The sequence below is a fragment of the Streptomyces sp. NPDC002018 genome (assembly GCF_042890865.1).
Classification (GTDB): Bacteria; Actinomycetota; Actinomycetes; order Streptomycetales; family Streptomycetaceae; genus Streptomyces.
In genome coordinates this window covers 14815-36455 of sequence record NZ_JBIASO010000024.1, presented here as the reverse complement: position 1 = coordinate 36455, position 21641 = coordinate 14815, and the positions used below count along the sequence as shown (strand labels likewise).

17 protein-coding genes are annotated in these 21641 nt (G+C 72.1%); 10 read left to right on the top strand and 7 right to left on the bottom strand.

Annotated features, from left to right (window positions below):
* Window positions 1-152 precede the first annotated feature (152 nt).
* Window positions 153-722 carry a pyridoxamine 5'-phosphate oxidase family protein gene (locus ACFYYH_RS30135; protein ID WP_388557578.1) on the top strand — a complete coding sequence of 190 codons (570 nt, stop codon included), beginning with the start codon at window positions 153-155 and terminating at the stop codon, window positions 720-722.
* 147 nt (window positions 723-869) lie between these two features.
* Here the strand turns inward: ACFYYH_RS30135 and ACFYYH_RS30130 are convergent, their stop codons facing one another.
* Together ACFYYH_RS30130 and ACFYYH_RS30125 are read right to left on the bottom strand one after the other, a co-directional pair.
* A complete protein-coding gene (locus ACFYYH_RS30130; RefSeq protein ID WP_388557670.1) occupies window positions 870-2543 on the bottom strand; it encodes a GAF domain-containing protein in 1674 nt (557 codons plus the stop codon).
* Window positions 2544-2664: 121 nt separating this feature from the next.
* Window positions 2665-3561, bottom strand: coding sequence for a helix-turn-helix domain-containing protein (locus tag ACFYYH_RS30125; RefSeq protein ID WP_388557575.1), 897 nt, complete (start codon window positions 3559-3561; stop codon window positions 2665-2667).
* Window positions 3562-3746: 185 nt separating this feature from the next.
* Between ACFYYH_RS30125 and ACFYYH_RS30120 the strand changes: the two genes are divergently transcribed.
* Both ACFYYH_RS30120 and ACFYYH_RS30115 read left to right on the top strand, forming a co-directional pair.
* The gene (locus ACFYYH_RS30120; RefSeq protein ID WP_388557667.1) at window positions 3747-4733 is read left to right on the top strand and encodes an alpha/beta hydrolase; all 987 of its coding nucleotides are present in this window, start codon (window positions 3747-3749) and stop codon (window positions 4731-4733) included.
* Window positions 4734-5147: 414 nt separating this feature from the next.
* Window positions 5148-7427 carry a catalase gene (locus tag ACFYYH_RS30115; protein WP_388557572.1) on the top strand — a complete coding sequence of 760 codons (2280 nt, stop codon included), beginning with the start codon at window positions 5148-5150 and terminating at the stop codon, window positions 7425-7427.
* Window positions 7428-7635: 208 nt separating this feature from the next.
* Here the strand turns inward: ACFYYH_RS30115 and ACFYYH_RS30110 are convergent, their stop codons facing one another.
* Entirely contained in the window at window positions 7636-7962 is a 327-nt protein-coding gene (locus ACFYYH_RS30110; RefSeq protein WP_388557569.1) for a plasmid stabilization protein, read from the bottom strand.
* A 385-nt stretch (window positions 7963-8347) separates the two neighbouring features.
* Between ACFYYH_RS30110 and ACFYYH_RS30105 the strand changes: the two genes are divergently transcribed.
* Window positions 8348-9889, top strand: a complete 1542-nt coding sequence (locus ACFYYH_RS30105) for an FAD-dependent oxidoreductase (protein ID WP_388557566.1) — start codon at window positions 8348-8350, stop codon at window positions 9887-9889.
* 75 nt (window positions 9890-9964) lie between these two features.
* On the opposite strand, the gene ACFYYH_RS30100 is transcribed toward ACFYYH_RS30105, so the two are convergent.
* Window positions 9965-10549 (bottom strand): TetR family transcriptional regulator, encoded by a 585-nt coding sequence (locus ACFYYH_RS30100; RefSeq protein ID WP_388557563.1) that lies wholly within the window; start codon window positions 10547-10549, stop codon window positions 9965-9967.
* A gap of 129 nt (window positions 10550-10678) precedes the next feature.
* Between ACFYYH_RS30100 and ACFYYH_RS30095 the strand changes: the two genes are divergently transcribed.
* From ACFYYH_RS30095 to ACFYYH_RS30070, 6 genes are all read left to right on the top strand, one after another.
* A complete protein-coding gene (locus tag ACFYYH_RS30095) occupies window positions 10679-12511 on the top strand; it encodes a flavin-containing monooxygenase (RefSeq protein ID WP_388557560.1) in 1833 nt (610 codons plus the stop codon).
* Between the two features lie 14 nt (window positions 12512-12525).
* Window positions 12526-14202 (top strand): hypothetical protein, encoded by a 1677-nt coding sequence (locus ACFYYH_RS30090; RefSeq protein ID WP_388557557.1) that lies wholly within the window; start codon window positions 12526-12528, stop codon window positions 14200-14202.
* A 94-nt stretch (window positions 14203-14296) separates the two neighbouring features.
* A complete protein-coding gene (locus tag ACFYYH_RS30085; RefSeq protein WP_388557554.1) occupies window positions 14297-15064 on the top strand; it encodes an SDR family NAD(P)-dependent oxidoreductase in 768 nt (255 codons plus the stop codon).
* A 244-nt stretch (window positions 15065-15308) separates the two neighbouring features.
* Complete coding sequence (locus ACFYYH_RS30080) at window positions 15309-15911, top strand: cadmium resistance transporter (RefSeq protein WP_388557551.1); 603 nt, start codon at window positions 15309-15311, stop codon at window positions 15909-15911.
* 177 nt (window positions 15912-16088) lie between these two features.
* Window positions 16089-16775 carry a CBS domain-containing protein gene (locus ACFYYH_RS30075; RefSeq protein WP_388557548.1) on the top strand — a complete coding sequence of 229 codons (687 nt, stop codon included), beginning with the start codon at window positions 16089-16091 and terminating at the stop codon, window positions 16773-16775.
* A 192-nt stretch (window positions 16776-16967) separates the two neighbouring features.
* On the top strand, window positions 16968-17672 hold the full coding sequence (locus ACFYYH_RS30070; protein ID WP_388557545.1) for a response regulator: 705 nt from the start codon (window positions 16968-16970) through the stop codon (window positions 17670-17672).
* Between the two features lie 169 nt (window positions 17673-17841).
* Here the strand turns inward: ACFYYH_RS30070 and ACFYYH_RS30065 are convergent, their stop codons facing one another.
* The 3 genes from ACFYYH_RS30065 to ACFYYH_RS30055 form a co-directional block, all read right to left on the bottom strand.
* Window positions 17842-19560: a GAF domain-containing protein gene (locus ACFYYH_RS30065; protein WP_388557543.1), complete on the bottom strand. Its 1719-nt coding sequence runs from the start codon at window positions 19558-19560 to the stop codon at window positions 17842-17844.
* A gap of 170 nt (window positions 19561-19730) precedes the next feature.
* Window positions 19731-20498: a pyridoxamine 5'-phosphate oxidase family protein gene (locus ACFYYH_RS30060; RefSeq protein ID WP_388557540.1), complete on the bottom strand. Its 768-nt coding sequence runs from the start codon at window positions 20496-20498 to the stop codon at window positions 19731-19733.
* Window positions 20495-21538, bottom strand: a complete 1044-nt coding sequence (locus ACFYYH_RS30055; protein ID WP_388557538.1) for a zinc-dependent alcohol dehydrogenase family protein — start codon at window positions 21536-21538, stop codon at window positions 20495-20497. Before ACFYYH_RS30055 ends, ACFYYH_RS30060 begins: the two co-directional genes overlap by 4 nt.
* Between the last annotated feature and the right edge of the window lie 103 nt (window positions 21539-21641).

The following is a 21641-nucleotide window of genomic DNA, read 5'->3' as shown; positions in this document are numbered from 1 at the left end:
GGGTCCGGGGCGGCGCGTCCGGACCCGGCCGGGGCGCCGTCCCCGCGCGGCATGGTCCGTTCGGCCCTGTCGTAGGTGGCAGGTCGAAGGGGACGCTGACTGTCCGGCAGCGTGTGCGTGACCGGACAGGGCGGGAGCAAGGGGTGTGCATGATGAGTGACCCAACCACGCGGCCGTGGCCGGGCGTTCCGGAGCCGTCGGCGCCGCGGCACATGAAGCCGCTGGACCGCGGGGAGGCACTGCGTCTGCTGCGCAGTGTCTCCCTGGGCCGCATCGTCTTCACCCGGCAGGCCCTGCCTGCGGTCCGTCCGGTGAACCACCTCCTGGACGGGGAGGACATCATCATCCGGCTCGGTGACGGTGCGGCACTCGCGTCGCTGACGGACCCGGCCGACGGCCGGCCAGGTGCCGTCGTGGCGTACGAGGCGGACGCCATCGATCCCGAGCGGCATCTGGGCTGGAGCGTGGTCGTCACGGGGTACGCGCGTGTCGTGGAGGACCCGGCCGATCTGCGGCGTTACGAGAGCCTGCTCCGGCCCTGGGTCTCCCGCGCCATGACGGACGCGCTGCGAATCCGGCCGGAACTGGTCACCGGATTCCGGCTCGTCTCCGCTCCGGTCGACGCGGTCCCACTGGGGACGGCGCCCGCCGGTACGGCGCCCGCCGGTTCAGCGACCACCGGCACGGCGTCCACGGGGGCCTCGCCCACCGGAGCCGCATAGCGTCCGTCGTCGTACAGCGGCGGCCCCGTCCCTCCGCCCCGTCCCTCCGCCCCGGTCCTCACCCCTACGGCCCTGCCCCCCCAGGCCCCGCCCCCAAGGCCCGCCTCGCGCCGCGGGCGACAGTCGCCCGGCGGGCCGGCCGACGCCTCACCGGGGCAGCGGGGCGCGCCAGACGAGCCGGCTGCCGCCGTCCGCGGGGGTCTCGATCGTGAAGGTTCCCCCCACGCTCCGGGCGCGCTCGGAGAGGTTCTCCAGCCCGCTGCGCCGGCCGTCGGCGGAAAAGCCCCGGCCGTTGTCGGTGACGGTGAGGACGACCTCTCCGTCGGTCGCCTGGAGGTCCACCTCCACCCGGGTGGCGTGCGCGTGCCGTGCGGCATTGCTCAGCGCCTCCCCCAGCGCGGCCAGCACATGGTCGGCGACCGGCAACGGCACGTCCGTGTCCAGCAGCCCTTCCATGCTCAGGCGCGGCGGATACCCCAGGGCCGAGGCGGCCTCGCCCGCCGCGCGGGCGGCACGGGCCCGCAGGCTGTGCCCGGTCGTCTCGTCCCTGACACGCAGGCCGAAGATCGTACTTCGAATGATCTTGATGGTCTCGTCCAGATCACCGACGGCGCGGGCGACCCGCTCGGCGGCGCCCGCGTGCTCCACGAAGCGCGCCGCGCTCTGCAAGGTCATCCCGGTGGCGAACAGCCGCTGGATGGCCAGGTCGTGCAGGTCCCGCGCGATGCGGTCGCGGTCCTCCAGCAGCGTCAACTGCTCGGCGTCGCGACGGCGTTCGGCCAGTTCCAGGGCGACCGCCGCCTGCCCGGCGAAGACGAGCAGCGGGTCGATCTCACCGGCGGTGAAAACCGGTTCGCCGGCGGCCCGCGCCAGCAGCAGCACGCCGAGCCGCTGTTCCCCTGCCCCGAGCGGGACGGCGACGGCGGGCCCCAGCCCGGTGAGATCGTGGGGGCCGCCGGCGTAACGGTCGTCGTCCGCCAGGCAGGCCGTGGTGACCGGCGCGCCGGAGCGGTGGGCGGCGCCGGCGAGTGTGCCGTCGACCGGTACGACCAGACCCGGGTGTTCCTCGCCCTCCGTCCCGACGGCGAGTTCGACGACAAGGCTGTCGGTGCCGGGCACGGGGAGCGACACGTCCGCGAGCCGGGCACCGGTGATCTCCCTCGCGCGGTCGGCGATGAGACCCAGGACCTCCAGCCGTGGACTGCCCGAGAAAAGGCTGTTGGTGATCTCCGCGTTCGCCCGCAGCCACCGCTGCTGGCGCCGCACTCCCTCGTACAGCCGGGCGTTGTCGATGGCGACGCCCGCCGCCACCGAGAGGGTGGAGATGACGCCTTCGTCCTCCGCGTCGAAGTCCTGGCCGCCCTGTTTGTCGGTCAGGTACAGATTTCCGAAGACCTCGTCGCGTACGCGGATGGGGACGCCGAGAAACGTACGCATCGGCGGGTGGTGGGCCGGGAAGCCGAAGGACGCCGTGTGCGCGCCCAGATCCTCGATCCGGAGCGACTCCGGCTTGCGTATCAGCTCACCGAGCAGACCGTGTCCGGCCGGCAGCGGTCCGATGGCCTCGATCTCCTCCTCCGTGAGACCGACCGTCAGGAACTGCGACAGGGTCCGGCCGTCCGGGCCGATGACGCCCAGAGCCGCGTACCGCGCCTCGACCAGTACGGCGGCGGCCTCCACGATCCGGCGCAGGACCTGGGCGAGGTCCAGCTCCCGCCCCACGGAGACGACCGCCTCCAGCAGACTGTGGATCCGGTCCCTCGTTCCCCGGGCCGCGTCGATACGCGCCTGGAGCTCCTCCAGCAGCTCGTCCAGCCGCATCTTCGGTATCTGCGAGAACGGATCCCGTTCGCCCACCCCGTAACCTCCGGTCTCCCGACGTGGGGAGCCAGACTAACCGCCCCCGCCGAACGCCACGCGAAGTACAGCGACCGGACCGCGCCTAGGGCGTGTTCGGGTCGGTGGGGTCGTGCCGGCGGTCGGTGGTGTGGGCGGACCACTGGAGGAGGAAGCGGAGTGCTTCCTCGGCGGGGGTACCGGGTGGTGCGGTGTAGGCGACCAGACGCTGGTCGGGCCGGGTCTCGACGGACAGTTGCTGGACGTCGAGGGTGAGGGTGCCCACCACCGGGTGGCGATAGGTCTTGGTCAGCTCTCGGGGGCCCCGGACCTGGTGGTCGTCCCACCAGGTCCTGAAGTCCGCGTCCCGGGCGCCGAGTTCGTCGACCAGTGCGGTCAGGACGGGGTCGTCGGGGTGACGGCCCGCCTCCATCCGCAGCACCGCCACGCACTCGCGCGCGACGCGCGGCCAGTCGTCGTACAGGGAACGGAACGCGTCGTGGAGGAACGTCAGCCGGAACAGGTTGCGCTCGTGCGGGGGCAGCGCCCCGAAGTCGGTCAGCAGGGCCACCGCCGCCGAGTTCCAGGCCAGCACGTCCTGGCGGCGGCCCAGTACCAGGGCCGGGATGTCGGGCATGCCGTCGAGCAGCCGGAGCAACTGCGGATCGACGCGCTGCTCCGCGGGCCGCCGTGCGGGCGTGGCCTGGGTGACATCGGCCACGGCGAAAAGATACGCGCGCTCGTCCGCCGCCAGCCGCAGCGCGTCCGCGAGCGCGTCGAGGACCGGGCGTGACACACGGCGGGTCCGGCCCTGCTCCAGCCGTACGACGTAGTCGGTGCTCACATGCGCGAGCTGGGCCAGTTCCTCACGGCGCAGGCCCGGCACCCGGCGCGCTCTGCCGTCGTCCGGCATGCCCGCCCGTCGCGGGTCGAGCGCGGCGCGGCGCGCGCGCAGGAAGTCGCCCAGCCGGTTCCCACCGGACGAGTCGCCATGGTGCTCCATGGGTCCAGTCTCCGTCGGGCCGCGGCCATGTGCCTGGTACTGGTCCGCATAGGCAGATCCCTCCCTGGCGCCCCGTGGCGGGCGGCGCGACGGTGAGGGACGTGGCCGACCGGCTTCGGGGCCGCCGACGCTCGCACCCCGCGAGCCCCGCCACCCTTTTTCTCGTACGGCTGGAGAGCAACACCGTGAGGACAGACGTCACTTTTCCCAGCGCCGGTCTGAAGATCGCCGGACATCTCTACACCCCCGACGGGACCGACCCGACCGAACAGACCGACGGGACCGACCGGACCGGCGGACGGGAAGGCGGGGGCCGTCCCGCGATCGTCGTGGGCCACCCGATGAGCGGGGTGAAGGAACAGACGGCGGCCCTCTACGCGGAGCGCCTGGCGCGCGCGGGCTTCGTCACCCTGGCCTTCGACGCGGCCCACCAGGGCGAGAGCGAGGGTGAGCCCCGTCTTCTCGAGGACCCCTTCCACCGCGTCGAGGACATCAAGGCCGCCGTCACCTTCCTGACCGGACGGGACGAGGTGGATGCCGGGCGCATCGGCGCGCTCGGGATCTGCGCCTCGGGCGGCTATGTCGTACCGGCCACGGCCACCGACCACCGGATCAGGGCCGTCGCGACCATCAGCGCCGTATGCACCGGCAGCTCGTTCCGCGAGGGCGTCGGCCGAGGGCAGGAGCCGGAGATCCTCCAGGCCATGCTGGACGCGTCCGCCGCCGCGCGCACCGAGGAGGGCCGGGGCGAGCCCGCGCCCGCGCAGCAGATCCACCCGGACACCCCGCCGGAGCGCGGCGAGCGGGCCAGGAGCCTGGTGCGGCACACCTACGACGGCTGGGAGTACTACCGCACTCCGCGCGGTCGGCACCCGCGGTCGGCGAACTTCTTCGCGCTGCGCAGCATCGATCTGCTCGCGCAGTTCGACGCCTTCGACCTGGTCCACCTCATCGCGCCCCGCCCGCTGCTGATGATCGTTGGATCCGAGGCCGTCACCGACTACTTCTCCCGTGAGGCGACCGAGAAGGCCCGGGAGCCCAGGGAACTCTTCCGGATCGACGGCGCCACCCACGTCGACCTGTACGACAGGGAGGAACACGTGCCGACAGCGGTCGCGAAGCTGACCGACTTCTTCGGGACCCACCTGGTCGGGACGGGACCGCGCCCCTGACCTCGTGACCGTCGTTCCCGGTCATGACCGGCCGGTCACGTGGGAGCCCCTCGGCCGCATGCCCGTCGGCCAGGGGCCGGGGCCGAGACCGGGGAGCCGGAAGGGCCCATGGGGCCAGGGGCCAAGCGGATCGGAGATGGCGGGGCGGGCCAGGGCCGGCGGTCGGGGACGGAGGATCGGGGCCGCCGGGGCAGGGCCGGCGGGGCCGGCGGGCCAGGGCCGGCGGATCGGGGTCGGCGGTCACCCCGGATGACGGCCGGATGGCCCACCCGCCGCACGGCTCAGGAACCTCCCTGGCCCCCGCGTACCCGGCCCATGCGGCGGATTCGCCGCCCTTCCGATGTGCTGACGGCCCGTTTCGGAGACCGCCTCGCAGGTCATGGCTGTGACACCGCCCCCACGGTTGGAGAAACCATGACTGAGAAGAACCCGTTCAAGGCCGCCGCCAGGACGGCGGCCGGTGCCCTGCGCCGTGACACCGGCCCCGCGGACGGCATCCCGGGCAAGCCGGGGCCCGAGTCGCCCCCGGTCGCGGAGCCGGTCGAGCCACGGGAGCCGCTGCCGCCCAAGCCGGATCAGAGCGGCCCCGCGACGGTCGGCCCGACGGGACAGACCACCGGCATCGACCAGGCGGCCGTGGCCCAGGCAGGCGCGTTCCTCACCACGGCCCAGGGCGCCCGGCTGTACGACACCGACCACTCGCTCAAGGCGGGCCCCCGCGGCCCCGTCCTCCTTCAGGACCATCATCTGCGGGAGAAGATCACCCATTTCGACCACGAACGCATCCCCGAGCGGGTGGTCCACGCCCGGGGGGCCGCCGCGCACGGCGTCTTCCAGGGCTACGGCACGGCGGCGGGGATCACCAAGGCGGCCTTTCTCGCCGAGGGCGTCGAGACACCGGTCTTCGTACGGTTCTCGACGGTGCTGGGCTCCCGTGGGTCGTCGGACACCGTGCGTGACACGCGCGGCTTCGCGACGAAGTTCTACACCGCCGAGGGGACCTTCGATCTGGTCGGCAACAACATCCCGGTGTTCTTCATCCAGGACGCCATCAAGTTCCCCGATGTCATCCACGCAGGAAAGCCCCACCCGGACCGGGAGATCCCGCAGGCGCAGAGCGCGCACGACACGTTCTGGGACTTCGTCACCCTGCACACGGAGGCCACCCATCACACGCTGTGGAACATGTCCGACCGGGGCATCCCGCGCTCCTTCCGGATGATGGAGGGCTTCGGCATCCATACGTTCCGGCTGGTCAACGCCGAGGGCGCGACCACACTGGTGAAGTTCCACTGGAAGCCCCGGCTCGGTGTGCACTCACTGGTGTGGGAAGAGGCCCAGATCATCAACGGCATGGACCCGGACTTCCACCGCCGCGACCTCGCCGACGCGATCGAGGCCGGTGCCCATCCCCAGTGGGAACTGGCCGTCCAGACCTTCCCCGACAACGCCGAGCAGACCTTCGAGGGCATCGATCTCCTCGACCCGACGAACATCGTTCCCGAGGAACTGGCTCCCGTCCGGCCGGTCGGGCTGCTGACCCTCGACGCGAATCCGTCCAACTACTTCGCCGAGACCGAGCAGGTCGCCTTCCACCCCGGCCATCTCGTACCCGGCATCGACATCACGGACGACCCGCTGCTCACCGGACGGCTGTTCTCCTATCTGGACACCCAGATCAGCCGGCTCGGCGGACCGAACTTCGGCCAGATCCCGGTCAACCGCACCCACGCGCCGGTCAACGACATGCTCCGCGACGGCATGCACCAGACGGCCGTGCACCGCGGAGCCGCGCCGTACCGTCCGAACTCCCTCGACGGCGGCTGCCCGTTCCAGGCGGGGCCCGGGACGGGCGCGTACATCGAGGTGCCCCTCGAACTCCCCCCGGCCAAGAAGGTCCGTGACGCGCCGGCCTCCTTCGACGACCATTTCGGCCAGCCCCGGCTGTTCTGGCTCAGCATGACGCCGGTCGAACGCGAACACATCATCGCGGCCTACACCTTCGAACTGAACAAGTGCTACGAGCAGGCGATCAAGGAGCGGGCCCTGAAGGTCCTCGCCAACATCGACCCGGAACTGTGCGAGCAGGTCGCCGCGGGACTCGGCCTGCCCGCCCCGGAGGCCTCCGTGCCGCTCCTGACGCCCGACCCCAGCCCCGCCCTGTCCCAGCTCGGCCGGACCTGGCCGCTGGACGGGCGGGTCGTCGGCATCGTGACCGACGAGAGCGGGGATCTCGACGGTGTACGCGCCGTCCGCCGGGCGGTGCTGGCCGCGGGGATGGTTCCGCTGGTGATCGCGCCGGCGGGCGGAAAGCTCGACTCTGAGGGCGAGCCGATCGCCGTCCAGCGCACCTACGCCACCGCCCGCTCCGTCGAGTACGACGCTCTCCTGCTGGCCGGCGCGCCCGGTCCCGGCGCCGACGCCTACGGCGCCCGGGACGCCAAGGCGGGCAACGGCACACCCGCCTCGGGCACCGCGACCGATCCCCGGGTCCTGCTGATGCTCGCGGAGGCCTTCCGCCACGGGAAGGCCCTCGGCGGCTGGGGCGGCGCGGAGCCGGTCCTCGACATGGCGGGGATCCCGGCGGACGCCCCGGGTGTGGTGAGGGGCGCCGACGGCGGCGCCACCCTGGAACAGATCACCCGGCTGCTCGGCCGTCACCGCGTATGGGAGCGATTCCCGGTCGGCATCTGATCGGTGTCCGAGGTGTTCCGGCGGGGCGGAGGCGGCGCACGGCACTCCTGCGCGGCGGCGCACCGCACTCCTGCGCCCCGCCATTCTTCCGCCCCGCCCCCGTCCCCGCCCGCGTCCCCGGGCCACCCGCCCGGCCGGACGGGGAGTACGGGCCGGGCCGGGCCATATCCGCGACGCACGCGGGTACGGACCCGGCCCGGTGGGGCTCTCAGCGGCCCAGGGCCCTGGCGAGCTGTTCCTTCGTCATCGTCGAGCGGCCCTCGATATGGCGCTTGCGCGCCTCGGCGTAGAGCTGGTCCTTGGTCGGCCCCTGGGCACCGCTGTGGGAGCGCTGTCCCCCGCGCTGGGAGGCGGACTTGGGGTCCCGGGTCGAGGTACGGCTCGCCGTTTTCGACTCACCCGACCGGGCACGCTCCTTGTTCACGGTGCGCGCCGCGATCTCCTTCGCCCGGCCCTCGGACTCCCCCCGCTTCTCCGCGCCCTCCTTGATGTGCTCGTACTGACGCTCCCGCTTGGGACTCGAACCACGCGGCATGACGCTCCTCCTCCTCGCATGCGGTACCGGCCCGGTCATGGACCGAACGCTTCCGTTCCGGGCGCGTACCCGCTGAGCCACGCGTCTCACATCGGCCCGCGGACCGCGCCCTCATGTCCACTTCCCTCATGTCCACTGGACGTCGCCGGCCGACCTCGCGCGACCCGGGCGGGGCCGTACAGGCGCCGCCCCGCCCCTGTCCGCCGTTGGAGGGGTTCTGCGGCGGTACGTGTGCCCGGCGCTCCCCGGCCGGCGGGCGCGCGGGGCGATGATCGGACCATCGAACGCCTGTGGGGCCGGACGACGGGGTACCGGTGGCCTCACGGGGATGCCGCCCGGCCGACGGTCCGGCACCTCCCCGCCCGCGCACCGAAAGGCCGAGACGATGACCCATCCCACGCAGTTGCCGGGATACGACGAGTCCTTCTGGATGGACACCAGCGATTCCACCTCGTACCCGTCCCTGGACGAGGACATCGAGGTCGATGTGGCGGTGGTGGGCGGTGGCATCGCGGGCTTGAGCACGGCCCGGGAACTGGCCAGGACCGGCCGGAGGGTCGCCGTGCTGGAGGCCGACCGTATCGCCACCGGAGTGTCCGGCTACACCACCGCGAAGGTGTCCGCGCTGCACACGCTGGTGTACGACCGGCTGCGCCGGACCCGGGGGCGGGAGGCCGCCCGGTGGTACGCGGCTTCGCAGCAGGGCGCCGTGGAGCACCTGGCCGGGGTGGTCACCGAGCTGGGTGTCGCGTGCGACCTCGAACGGGTCCCCGCCTACACCTACGCCACGGACGCCGCGGGGGTCCCCGCTCTGGAGGCGGAGGCGCGGGCGGCCTCGGAGGCGGGCCTGCCGGCGGCGTATGTGACGGAGAGCGAGCTGCCGTTCGGGATCAGCGGCGCGGTCCGGGTCGACGACCAGGCGCAGTTCCATCCGCGCGTGTATCTGCTCGCCGTGGCCGAGGACATCCGGGCCCACGACGGCCTGGTCTTCGAGCGCACCCGCGTGACCGGACTGTCGGAAGGCGGCCCCGGCCGGCTCACCACCGAGTCGGGGCGCACCGTGACGGCCAGGGACATCGTCGTCGCCACCCACTACCCGCTCTTCGACCGGGCCCTGCTCTTCACCCGGCTGTCGCCGCGCCGCGAACTGGTCGTGGCCGCGCCCCTGCCGACCGACAAGGCACCCATGGGCATGTACATCACCGAGGAGGAGGGGAAACGCTCCGTACGTTCGGCGCCCCTCTCCGACGGCCGGCGGCTGCTCATCGTGACCGGCGAGAGCTTCACGCCCGGCACCGGCGACACCCGTGAGAGGTTCCGGCGCCTCGACGCCTGGATGCGCGAGCGGTTCCCCGTGGGAGCCACGGCCTACCGGTGGGCCGCCCAGGACAACGACTCCACCGACACCGTGCCGCTGGTCGGCCCGTTCCACCCCGGCGCCCGCCACACCTATGTCGCCACCGGCTTCGGCGGCTGGGGCATGAGCGGCGGGGTGATGGCCGGCTCGCTGCTCACCCGGCTCATCGAGGGCGACGAGCCGGAGTGGGCGGGGCTGTACGACCCCCGCCGGCTGCTGAGTACCCTGCGCGAAGCCCCCACCATGATCAGACAACAGGCGGACGTGGCACGGCACTTCGTCGGTGACCGGCTGCGCACCACGCACGTGGACTCGGTGACGGAGATCCCGCCGGGCACCGGCGCCGTGGTACGCGTGGGAGGACGGCGCTGCGCCGTCTACCGCGATCAGGACGGGACGGCCACGGCCGTGTCCGCCCGCTGTACGCATCTGGGATGTCTGGTCGCCTTCAACGAGGCCGAAACGGCCTGGGAATGCCCGTGCCACGGCTCACGCTTCGGTGTCGACGGAGCGGTTCTCCACGGGCCCGCCGTCCGGCCGCTCGAAGAAGTGCCGCTGCCGGAAGGGTGACCGTAGCGGCTCCGGCGCCCGGCCCGTACCGGCGCACCGGGCCGTGCCCCCGGAACTCGCTCCCCGCAGGCCCTCTCAGCGAAGGTTCTGCCAGGTCGCGGGGGTCGCCATCCGGATGAAGTCCGCGACGTTCCGGTCGGGCTGTTCGAGGGCCGCCTGGCCGACGACGCGGAGCACCGCCAGAAAGGCCGCGGCGAGCACCCGGGCCTGGAGGGCGGTGTCCGGTCCTGCCCGGAAGCGCTGCTCCACCGCGGCGGCCAGATCCCGTTCGAGCGCGGTGTAGGTGGCCACCAGTTCGGTGAGCAGCGCGGGATGCAGAAGCAGGGTGCGGTAGCTCTGCTCCTCGGCGGCGCTCTCGGGGCGTTCGCCGCCCAACTGCTCGGCGGCGCGGGTCAGGGCCTCCAGCGGGGCCTCCCCCTCGGGACGCGCCCGGACGAGTTCCACCAGTCGCGCCATATGGGTCCGGTCGCGGTGGAGCAGTGCCCGTTCCTTGGAGGGGAAGTAGTTGGAGAAGGTCCGCCGGGAGACGAACGCCGCGTCGGCGATCGCCTCGACCGTGAGGTTCTCCACTCCGTGCTCCATGGCCAGACGTACGGCCGCGTCATGGAGTGCCTGACGGGTCGCCGCCTTCTTCCGTTCACGCAGGCCGCCGGCAGACATCACCCGGCGAGCATACCGCCGCCCTGAAGATGCACACAGGGCAATCTTGCGCACTGGGCAAAATTTTGTAGGCTACGGGGGCGCTCCAGTGGCTCACCACCACGGACTACAGAGAGGAACAGGACAAATATGTCCGCCCCCCACACCTCCCCCACCCCCACCACCCCCACCGGCCCCCAGGATCTCGGCTTCGACCCCGAGGCCCTGCGCGCCCGCTACCGCGCCGAACGGGAACGCAGGATCCGGCCGGAGGGCAGCCGCCAGTACCGGCCCACGGACGGGGAGTTCGGCTACTACGCCGACGACCCGCACGCCGATCCCTCGTTCTCCCGTGACCCGCTGCACGACCGGGTCGAAGCACTCATCGTCGGCGGCGGGCTCGGCGGGCTGCTCGCCGGTGCGCGCCTGCGCCAGGCGGGCGTGGACTCGATCCGGGTCATCGAGAAGGGCGGGGACTTCGGCGGGACCTGGTACTGGAACCGGTACCCCGGCATCCACTGCGACATCGAGTCGTACATCTATATGCCGCTGCTCGAAGAGGTCGGCTACATCCCGAAGTGGAAGTACGCGCCCGGGGAAGAGATCCGGCAGCACGCGCAGGCCATCGGACGCTCCTTCGACCTGTACCGCGACGCCTGTTTCCAGACCCGGGCGACCGGATTACGGTGGGACGAGAACGACTCGGAATGGATCGTCAGCACCGACCGCGGCGACCGGATACGGGCCCGCTACGTGGTGGTGGCCAGCGGCACGCTCAGCCAGGCGAAGCTCCCCGGCATCCCCGGTATCGAGACCTTCAAGGGACATACGTTCCACACCAGCCGCTGGGACTTCGCGTACACCGGCGGTGACGCCGACGGGAATCTGGACCGGCTCGCCGACAAGCGCGTGGCCCTGATCGGCACCGGCGCGACCGCCATCCAGTGCGTGCCCCACCTCGGGGCCGGCGCCCGGCATCTGTACGTGTTCCAGCGCACGCCCTCCTCGGTCGACGCGCGCGGCAACCGCCCCACGGACGGGGACTGGGCCGCTTCGCTGACCCCCGGCTGGCAGCGGCGCCGCATGGACAACTTCCTCAGGCTCGTCACCGGCGGCCGGGTGGACGAGGACCTGGTCGACGACGGCTGGACCAGCAGCGCCCGGCTCCAGCAGAAACTGATCCCGAGCGACAGCTACGCGGACGTTCCGCCGGAGGAGCGGGAGCGGGCGTACGAGATCGCCGACTTCCAGAGGATGAACGAGATCCGCGCCCGGGTCGACGCCCTCGTGGAGGACCCGGCGGCGGCCGAGGCGCTCAAGCCCTGGTACCGCTACATGTGCAAGCGGCCCACCTTCAGCGACACATATCTCCAGACGTTCAACCGGCCCGATGTCACGCTGGTCGACACGGCCGACAGCCACGGCGTGGAACGCCTCACCGAGGACTCCGTCGTGGTCGGCGGGACCGCCTACGAGGTCGACTGCGTCATCTTCGCGACCGGCTTCGAGGTCGGCGTCTCGGGAATCCTCTCCGGTCTTCTGCCGGTACGGGGCCGGGGAGGCGTCACCCTGGCCGAGGCGTGGAAGAAGGGCCCGAAGACCCTGCACGGGTTCTACAGCAACGGCTTCCCCAACCTCTTCCAGCTCGGTCCGCTCCAGAACGCCAGTGCCGTCAACTTCGCCCATGTCCTCGACGAGCAGGCGACGCATGTGGCCGAGGTCGTCGCCGAGGCGCGCAGGAGCCGGGCCCGTTATGTGGAGCCTTCCGGCGAGGCGGAGGCGGCCTGGGTGGACACGATCCGTCAGAAGGCGGCCGACCTGTACACGTTCCAGGCCGAGTGCACTCCTGGCTACTACAACAACGAAGGCATGCCCCGGGAGCGCAGCCACTCCTACGGAGACGGGCCCGTCGCGTTCCATGACCTGCTCAGGCGATGGCGCGCCGAGGGCGGCATGCGAGACGTGCTCGTCGAGGCCGAGTGAGACGGGGCGCGGAGATGACGGAATCGGAAACCGTATGTCCCAGCCGATACGACGGGACCGGCCGCCGGCGGGCGGTGAGCGACCGCTGGAAGGTGAGGAGGCTCAATCCCCCGAACCGGCTGTGGGGTTCCAACGGTGTCGCGTTCGGGCCCGACGGGCGTCTTTACGTGGCCCAGTTCCTCGCCGGACAGATCAGCGCCGTGGATCCCGCCGACGGGGACATCGAGGTGGTGGTGCCGATGGACGGTCCGGTCCAGTCGCCCGACGACCTCGCCTTCGGGGCGGACGGGTCGATGTACATCGCCGACCTGGTGCCCGGCAGGGTGTGGCGGCGCGGTCCTGGCGGGGAGTACACCCTCGTGTCCGATCAGGTGAAGATGCCCAACGGCATCACCTGCGTCGGCGACCGGCTCTTCGTCAACGAGATGAAGATGAACGGCCGGCTGATGGAGCTGTTCCCGGACGGCCGTGACCCGGCGGTGCTGACCGAGGGGCTGGCCCTGGGCAACGCGATGCAGCTCGGCCCGGACGGCTGTCTGTACTACCCGCACATGGTCAGCGGTCAGGTCTGGCGGATACCCCCGGACGGCGGTACGCCGGAGCTGGTCGCGGAGGACGTGCACGAACCGGTCGCCGTCCGCTTCGACCGGGGCGGCGTCCTGACCGTCCTGTCACGTGGCGCGGCCGGTATCGTCACCCGCCTCGACCTGCACGGAACCGGCTCCCGTTCGCTCGTCACCAGTGGGGTCGCGGGGCTGGACAACGCGGCGTTCGACGCGGAGAACCGCATGTTCGTCTCCAGCTACGCGAGTGGCGGTGTCACGGAGATGCACCCCGACGGGCGGACACGGGACATCGTTCCCCGCGGACTCGACGGTCCCTTCGGGGTGACGGTCGACCTGGCGGGCAGGGTCTACGCGGCCGACCACTACCGTCTGGCCACCCCCGACGGGCCCGTGGAGGGCGAGGGCGAGGGGGACGGGGTGACGACTCACGCCCTCATGCCCTTCGCCCACGGGATCACCGCCGAGGGCGGGCTCCTCCATCTCACCTCGCAGTACGGCGAGGTCCGCACGCATGACCCGGAACAGCGGACGACACGGGTACGGGCGAGCGGACTGGACCGGCCCACGGGAATCACGGTCGCCCCCGACGGCCGGCTCGTCGTCGCGGAGACGGGCGCGGGCCGGGTCCTGGCCATCGACGGGAACGACAGCGTCACCGTCCTCGCCGAGGGGCTGGAACACCCCGTGGACGTGGCCTTCGACGGCGAGGGGCGCTGCTACGTCAGTGACGACCGGGCCGGTGCCGTGTTCCGGATCGACGGCGGGGAGACGGCGGCCGTCGCGGAGGGGCTTGGCGCGCCGCAGGGACTGGCCGTCCTGGGTGAGGAGCTGTTCACGGTGGAGACCGGGACGCGGCGGCTGCGGGCCATCTCCCTCACGACGGGCGAGACCAGGATCGACGCCGAGGACCTGGCGGTAGGACCGCCCCCCGGCCTCACCCCGCGCACCCAACCGGCGCTCTTCGCGCACGGCCTGCCCGGCTCGCCCCGCCGGTTCGCCGGTCTCGCCGCCTCGCCCGACGGCTCCCTCCTCCTGTCGGCCGACGGCGAGGGCACCGTACTGCGGCTGTCGCCGCCCGGGGCTCACGGCGCCCCCGCCGGTGAAGGGAGCACCACGCCGCACTGACGCTTCCGCCTCTCCAGCGGTGAGGCGGCAGCTCAGCACTCCCACCGAGGCCGGCCGTGGCCCCGGTCGTCAGCGGGCCGGAAAGGAACACACCATGAACACCACCGATCCAGCGGGACGCGGTGTCATCGTCACCGGGGCGGCGTCCGGTATCGGCCGGGCCGCCGCCCTCAGGTTCGCGGACGAAGGCGCCCGCGTTCTCGTCGCCGACCTCGACCGGGAGGGCGCCGAGGCGACCGTCGAGGAGATCGGGCGGGCGAAGGGCACCGCCGTGGCCGTCGTCGGTGATCTCAGCGACCAGCGGGTGGTCGACCGGGTCGTGGACACGGCCGTCGGGACCTTCGGCGGTATCCATGTCCTGGTGAACAACGCGGGCGTCATGGACCGTATGTCGGCCCTCGGCGAGACCGACGACGACGAGTGGCAGCGCACCCTGCGCATCAACCTGACCGCGCCGTTCCTGCTCACCCGGGCGGTCCTGCCGCACATGCTGGCGGCGGGGCACGGCTCCCTCGTCTTCACCGCCTCCGAAGCCGGTCTGCGCGGCGGCGCGGCGGGCGCCGCGTACACCGCGTCGAAACACGGGGTCATTGGCCTCGTCAAGAACCTCGCGGTCATGTACCGGAAGCAGGGAATCCGCGCCAATGCCATCGCGCCCGGCCCGACCGCGACGAACATCCGGGTCGACGCCGGCCCCGGGGCCCATGGCCCGGCGACCATCGGGCCGCTCATCAGCACCACCATCGGCCGTATCGGCAGCGCCGAGGAGCAGGCCGCCGCCATCGTCTTCCTCGCCTCCGACGCCGCGGCCTTCGTCAACGGCGCCGTTCTGCCCGTCGACGACGGCTGGGCCGCCACCTGACCAGCCGCTTCCTCCGGGGCGACCTGGGCCGCCCCGCCCCCGTGTCCCGTGTCCCGTGTCCCGCCCCCCGTGTCCCGTGTCCCGTGTCCCGTGTCCCGTGTCCCGTGTCCCGCAGCAGCGACACCACCGCGGAAGCCCGAACCCCGGCCGGAACGAGCCCCGTTCGGCCTCCCCCGGCGTCGGGGCGCGCGGCCCCCGTAGAGTCGCCGGGTCGCGAAGGACGAGCGGGAGCGGGGCGCGGGCAGTGGAGCTGGGGATCATCGGACAGGCGGTCGGTCTGTTCGCCGTGACCAACATCGACGACATTCTGATTCTGTCGCTGTTCTTCGCCCAGGGCGCCGGGCACTCCGGGGCGACGAGGCGCGTCGTGGCCGGGCAGTATCTCGGCTTCGCGGCCATCCTCGCCGTCGCCGTCGCGGCGGCGTTCGGCGCGACCTTCCTGCCCGGGTCCGCCGTCCCCTACCTCGGTCTGCTGCCGCTGGCCCTGGGCCTCAAGGCCGCCTGGCGGGCGTGGCGGAGTCACAGGAACGGCGGTGTGGAGGAGGAGAGCGGCACCGGGGGCGGCGGGCCCGGCCCGTGGGAGGTCGCGGCTGTCACCTTCGCCAACGGCGGCGACAACATCGGCGTGTACGTGCCCGTCCTCGCCACCGCCGGCGTCGGCGCCATGAGCGTGTACGCCGTCGTCTTCCTGATCCTGGTCGGGGTGTGGTGCCTTGCGGGCATGTTCTTCGCCACCCGGCCCGTCATCGCCAAGGCCCTCAGCGGATGGGGACACATCCTGCTGCCCCTGGTCCTGATCGCCATCGGGCTGCTCATCCTCGTCGAGGGCGGCGCCTTCGGCCTCTGACCCGCCGACGCCGCGCGTGCGGCGTCCGGCTCAGCCGGCTGGCCGGCCGGTTGAGCCGTTCGGACCGGCGGCAGAGCCGGTCAGCCCCTGGGCCGGGAGGTTCGGCGGACCGAGGCTTGTGGTGCCGGCGCGGCACGGTCGTGTCACGGACGCCGGTCGACCCGTCGAGGAGGAACCATGCACCACACACCGCACATCGTGGGCGATGTGATGACGCGGACCGTCGTAGCGGTGGGCCCGAAGGCCGGTTTCAAGGAGATCGTCGGGACCATGGAGCGGTGGAACGTGAGCGCCCTGCCGGTCCTGGAGGGCGACGGCCGGGTGGTCGGAGTGGTCTCCGAGGCGGATCTGCTGCCCAAGGAGGAGTTCCGGGACGCGGACCCGAGCCGTGGGGAACAGATGCGGCGCCTCGACGATCTGCGCAAGGCCGGAGGGGCGACCGCCGGGGACCTGATGAGCGCTCCCGCCCTCACGGTCGGGAAGGAGGCCACCCTCGCCCAGGCGGCACGGACCATGGCGCGGGGCTCCCTGAAACGGCTCCCCGTGGTCGACTCCTCGGGCAGGCTCCAGGGGATCGTCAGCCGGTGCGATCTGCTTAAGGTGTTCCTGAGGCCGGACGAGGATCTCGCGAAGGAGGTACGCGCGGAGGTCGTCGAGCGCCTCTTCCTGGTGTCCCGGGAGAGCGTGGAGGTCACCGTCGTGGACGGAGTGGTCACACTGAGCGGCCGGATCCATGACACCGCTCTCGTCCCGCTCGCGGCCCGTCTGGCGCGCGCGGTCGAAGGGGTCGTGGACGTCGAGTGCGCGCTCGTGGGTCCGGGCGTCGAGCCGATGGCGTCCCGCGCGGCGGGGGCCCGGTCCTGATCCGTTCCCGCACGCGGTACGGCACACGAGCCGGGACACGGCAGGCCACACGCTGCGACGCGGGACCCGTTCGGCCCTGGTCCGCCCCTGGGACGCGAGTCAGGATGGAGGAGCGGTGGTTCCCCGTCGGCGGCAGGACCGCGACGGCGACAGGACCGCGACAGCGCACAGCACACAGCGCGGAGGAACGACATGGACGAGGTGCGGAACTTCTCCCCCGAGAGGCCGATCCGGGTGTTCCTGCTCGATGACCACGAGGTCGTACGGCGTGGTGTGCAGGATCTGCTCGACGCGGAGCCCGATATCGAGGTGGCCGGTGACGCGGGGTCGATCGACCAGGCCCTGGCCCGCGGCCCGGCCCTGCGGCCGGATGTCGCCATTCTCGATGTACGGCTGCCCGACGGCGACGGGATCACGGTCTGCCGGGAACTGCGCTCGCGCATGCCCGGCCTGGCCTGTCTGATGCTCACCTCGTTCGACGACGACGATGCCCTGCTCGACGCGATCATGGCCGGAGCGGCCGGATACGTGCTCAAGGAGATCAAGGGAGCGGATCTGGTGACGGCCGTGCGTACGGTGGCCTCCGGCCGGTCCATGCTCGACCCGGCGACCACCACCCGGTTGATGAGCAGTCTGCGCGGCGAGGACACCACGCGGGAGCGGCAATCCGACGCCCTGTCCGAACTCTCCCCCCGGGAGCGGGAGATCCTCGCCCTGGTCGGCGAGGGCCTGACGAACCGTCAGATCGGCAGGCGGCTCTATCTCTCCGAGAAGACGATCAAGAACCACATCTCGCGCCTGCTGGCCAAGCTCGGCGTGGAACGCCGCATCCAGGCCGCCGTCCTCGCCACACAGGCCGACCCGTATCCCGTCGGCCACGGTCACACGGCGGAGTAGGCCCGTAGGACCGGTTGGGCCCGTGGGACCGGTGGAGCAGCACCGACGGAACAGCACCACCCGGGCGGACCGGGCCTCGTGGTTCGGTCCGTGCCGACCGGACCGGGCCTGCCCGTACCGTTCACTCCGGGCCGATCGGTACCGGTCACTCCGGGCCGATCGGTACCGGTCACTCCGGGCCGATCGGTACCGTCCATACGACGCGCGTACCACCCTGAGCAGGGGCTTCGACCGTCATCGTGCCGCCCAGGCCCTCCGCTCGCTTGGCGAGATTGTCCAGACCGCTCCGGTGGCGGTCCGGCGGCATACCGGTCCCGTTGTCCGCGACCGTCAGCGTGAGCCGGCGCTTGCGCACCACGAGGGACACCTCCGCCCCGCCCGCGTGCGCGTGCCGTGCGACATTGCTCAGCGCCTCCCCCAGGACCGCGACCACATGCTCGGCGACGGCGGGTGGCACATCCGTGTCGATCAGCCCCTCCATACGCAGCGACGGGGTGAAGCCGAGGGCCCGTACGGCCTGCTCCACCACCACGGTCGCCCGGACCCGCAGCCCCTGGCGGGCACGTCCGGTGTCATGGGCGCGCAGACCGAAGATCGTCGAACGGATGATCTTGATGGTCTCGTCCAGGTCGTCCACGGCACGCAGCAGCCTCTCCCGCGCCGCCGGATGCTCGACGAATCTGACGGTGCTCTGGAGGGTCATCCCCGTCGCGAAGAGCCGCTGGATGGCCAGGTCGTGCAGATCGCGTGCGATCCGGTCACGGTCCTCCAGAAGCGTGAGCTGTTCGGCGGAGCGCCGCCGGGCGGCGAGTTCCATGGCGAGGGCCGCCTGTCCCGCGAAGGCCAGCAGAGGGGCCGTCTCGGCCGGGGTGAAGGGGTTGCTCCCATGGACCCGGGCCAGCAGCAGCACACCGCGCACCCCGTCGCCGGCGATCATCGGCACCGCGACGGCGGGACCCAGTCCCCTCCATCGCGGGGGGCCCGCGGTGATCCTCGGATCGCTCTGGACGTCAGGGCTCAGAAGCGGCTCTCCCGCGTGGAGCGCCGCCCCGACGAACGAGCCTTCCCGGGGAAGCACCAGATCCTGGTGTGCCTCCGCGTCGACCCCCTCGGCGAGCGCGACGCGCAGCCTGTCCTGTCCCTCGTCGGGCAGGGCCAGCGCCCCCAGGTCCGCGGTGAGGATACGGCGCGCGTGGTCCACGATCAGCGGGATGACCTGGGTCTCGTCCGCTCCTGACAGCAGACTGGCGACGATCTCCGCGTTGGCCTCCAGCCAGCGCTGGCGGTCCCGGGCCCGTTCGTACAGCCGCGCGTTGTCGATGGCCACACCGGCCGCCACCGCGAGAGTGGACAGCACCGCCTCGTCCTCGTCGTCGAAGTCCTTGTCGCCCCTCTTCTCGGTGAGATAGAGATTGCCGAACACCTCGTCCCGGACCCGGATCGGTACCCCGAGAAACGAGTGCATCGGCGGATGGCGGGACGGAAAACCGTACGACGCCGGATGATCCGACAGTTCGGACAGCCGCAGGGACTCGGGGTGGCGGATCAGCTCGCCCAGGATTCCGTGGCCCTCGGGCAGGTGGCCGATGGCGTCGGCCTGCTCCTTCGTGAGGCCGACCGGCAGGAACTGCGCGAGCCGCGGCTTCTCGCCGATGACTCCGAGAGCGCCGTACTCGGCGTCCACGAGCACGACCGCCGCCTCCACGATGTGCCGCAGCACCTGGGGAAGATCCAGCTCACGCCCCACGGACAGCACGGCGCGGAGCAGCCCGTGCAACGACTCCGGGGCATCACGCCGCACCGCGTCCAGATGGGCCTGCACCTCCGCCGGGAGGGCATCCGGCCGCCTCGGGGCGTTCTCCGCCCCCGTGTTCCCGTCGTCACCCACGGATCCTCCGGCACGCCCGACGCCTCGAACCCACCGCCGACCGCACTTCCACCGTAACGGCTGACGGTGCCGGGGCATCCCGAGCACACGAAACACCCCCAGGGGCCGGGCTTCGCAAGGCCGCCGAGGACACCGAGGACGCCCGGTCCCGGTCCGGCCTGCCGTACGGGTCAGGGAGCGTGCGGGGGCGGGGCGCCGGCGGGCCGGCCGTGGTGCGTGAGGATGCGGCGTCCGGTGATACGCGCGGGAGTGACCGCGATCCACAGGCCGCGGTCGCCGCCCGCCCAGGGCGCCGTGTGCGCCCGTTCCTCCAGGCCGCGCACCCGCCGCGGGTCGGTGACCCGCTGTGCGGTGCCGACGAGGAGGACGCTCCAGCCCTGGCTGAGAGCGTCGTCGATGTGATCCACCTCGAAGGCGGTGCGACAGCCCGCCGCTGCCGCCGGAGCGGCGTCCGCGGCGGTCCTGAACGCCACGAGGTCACCGTCGACGGTGTAGTTCACCGGAAAGACCGCCGGCTCGTCGTCGAGGGTCACCGTCACCCTGCCCACGCCGTGGGTGGACAGGAGCTCCCGGCACTCCTCGGCGTCGAGCGTGACCAGCTCGGGGGCGTGCGCCGCCTCGCCCGTACCGGCCGGAAGGTCCGCCGTGGCACCGGTCAGTTCCGCGACCGTGGTGTCCAGGGCGTACGCGAGACGGAGCAGAAAACCGATGCCCGGCGTCGCCGACCGCTCCTCCACGTACCGGATGTATTCGGGCGCCGCGCCCGACCGCAGCGCCACGTCCGCACGCGTCAGCCCCAGCTCCCGGCGCCGCGCCTCGGCGCGTCGGCCCAGGTCGGCCTGGTGCGTCGGGCCGCCCTCCGGCCGCGGACCGTCACCTCCCGCGTCCTCCCGCATCCCGCTCGCCTCCCTCATGCCGTGGGCCTCTCCGGAACTCATGCCGTGGGCCTCTCCAGAACGACTTTGAGCGCTCCGCTCCCGGCGGCGGAGAACACCCCGTACGCCTCTTCCATCCGGTCGAGTTCGAAACTGTGGGTGACCAGCGACGAGGTGGGCAGACGGCGGGCGGCCGTCATCCCCATCAGCATCGGGGTGGAGAAGGTGTCCACCAGCCCGGTGGTGATGGTCACGTCCTTGATCCACAGGTCTTCGAGATGGAGGACGGCGGGTTTGCCGTGCACCCCGACATTGGCGACATGACCGCCCGGCCGTACGACTCGCGTGCACAGCTCGAAGGTCTCCGGGACGCCGACCGCCTCGATCGCCACATCGGCCCCGAGCCCGTCGGTCAGGTCCTCGACCAGACGCGCGGGGTCCTCCGCCGCGTTGACCACCGCGTCGGCGCCGAGCCTGCGTGCCACTTCGAGGCGGGACGGATCCAGGTCGACCGCGACGATACGGCCCGGTGCGAACAGCCGGGCCGTGGCGATGGCGGCCAGACCGATGGGCCCCGCCCCGACCACGACCACCGTGTCGCCGGGCCCGACCCGGCCGTTGAGCACCCCCACCTCGTACGCGGTGGGGAGGATGTCGGCGAGCAGGACCGCGTCCTGGCTGTCCAGGGCGCCGGGCAGCGGATGGACCGAGAGATCGGCGAAGGGCACCCGGACGTACTCGGCCTGTGTCCCGTCGATCAGATGTCCCAGGACCCAGCCTCCGCCGCCGCGGCACTGGCCGTAGCGGGCCTCGCGGCAGAAGCGGCAGCGCCCGCACGCCGAGATGCAGGACACCAGAACCCGGTCGCCGGGCCGTACGGTACGCACGTCGCCGCCCGTCTCCACGACCTCGCCGACGGCCTCATGGCCCAGAACGGTCCCGGGGACGACCTCCGGGACGTCCCCCTTGAGGATGTGCAGATCGGTGCCGCAGATGGTGACGGAGTCGACGCGGACGATCACGTCCGCCCCGTCCTTGAGGGAGGGTTCGGGGACCTCGTCCCATGAGGCCTGCCCCGGCCCGTGAAAGACGAATGCTTTCATGTCGCGCATCTCCTCCGGGTCCGTGGCGACCCTTCGCCGGCGATCTCCTTACGCCCAGAGTGCGGCGGCGTGCCCGCTCGGCGCATGGGCCGAGCGGTTCCCG